The organism is Methylobacterium sp. GXS13, assembly GCF_001455965.1.
Classification (GTDB): Bacteria; Pseudomonadota; Alphaproteobacteria; order Rhizobiales; family Beijerinckiaceae; genus Methylobacterium.
The window spans coordinates 1-910 of sequence record NZ_LKKO01000005.1 but is presented as its reverse complement, the minus strand read 5'-3'; the positions used below and the strand labels follow the sequence as shown (position 1 = coordinate 910).

Genomic DNA, 910 nt, shown 5'->3' with positions numbered 1-910 from the left:
TGGATCAAAGCTCGTTCGCAGCTCCCCAAGGCTTATCGCAGCGTACCACGTCCTTCATCGCCTCTCAGCGCCAAGGCATCCACCGAATGCTCTTAAGACACTTGATCGCTCTCGTGATCGATGTCCGCCGATCGGCAGCCATTCGGCTGTCGATCGCGACACGGTCACAAAAAGACCAGTGATCGGATCGTTTCCGATCCAATCACCGTATGCTTGCCGAACATGACCGCCAGGGTAGACGCTTTCGCGCCCCCAACGGCCACATTCCCTCTTCACGATGTCACTGATGTCTTCGCCAAACGACACGATCGACCGGACCCTACGGTCCTCATCGATCGTCTGCCGCGGCAAACTGTGTTCCAGATAGCCAGGCTCGACACCCTCTCTCAGGCGGCAGCCGCTACAGCGGCGCCAAGTCCCAAAAGAATGGTGGAGCCAGACGGGATCGAACCGACGACCTCATGCTTGCAAAGCACGCGCTCTCCCAACTGAGCTATGGCCCCAAGGGGTCAGCGCCGATGATCGAGCGTCCCGTGTCGTGGTGGGCCTGGGACGACTCGAACGTCCGACCTCACCCTTATCAGGGGTGCGCTCTAACCACCTGAGCTACAGGCCCAGAGCGATTGAGGCGCACCGCCCGGCAGAACCGAAGCAGAGCGCCGATCGCGCTATCTGGTGAGGAAGAGAAACGAGGACGGCGCCTGTCCCGCCAAATGGGTTCTGACTGAACCCTGTATCTAAATGATCTTCGATGGATGAGCCAAAGCCCGCTGGGTGCCGGCGGAGCCGGCGCCCATGTCCAAGAAAGAATCCTTAGAAAGGAGGTGATCCAGCCGCAGGTTCCCCTACGGCTACCTTGTTACGACTTCACCCCAGTCGCTGACCCTACCGTGGTCGCCTGCCTCCTTGC

Annotated in this window: 2 tRNA genes and 2 rRNA genes; all 4 read right to left on the bottom strand. The window is 59.9% G+C overall.

The window, feature by feature from the left end:
• Positions 1-107, bottom strand: a 23S ribosomal RNA gene (locus tag AO398_RS03925); the annotation flags it as partial.
• Positions 108-427: 320 nt separating this feature from the next.
• Positions 428-503, bottom strand: a tRNA-Ala gene (locus tag AO398_RS03920).
• Between the two features lie 36 nt (positions 504-539).
• Positions 540-616 (bottom strand) — tRNA-Ile (locus AO398_RS03915).
• Between the two features lie 201 nt (positions 617-817).
• Positions 818-910, bottom strand: a 16S ribosomal RNA gene (locus AO398_RS03910); the annotation flags it as partial.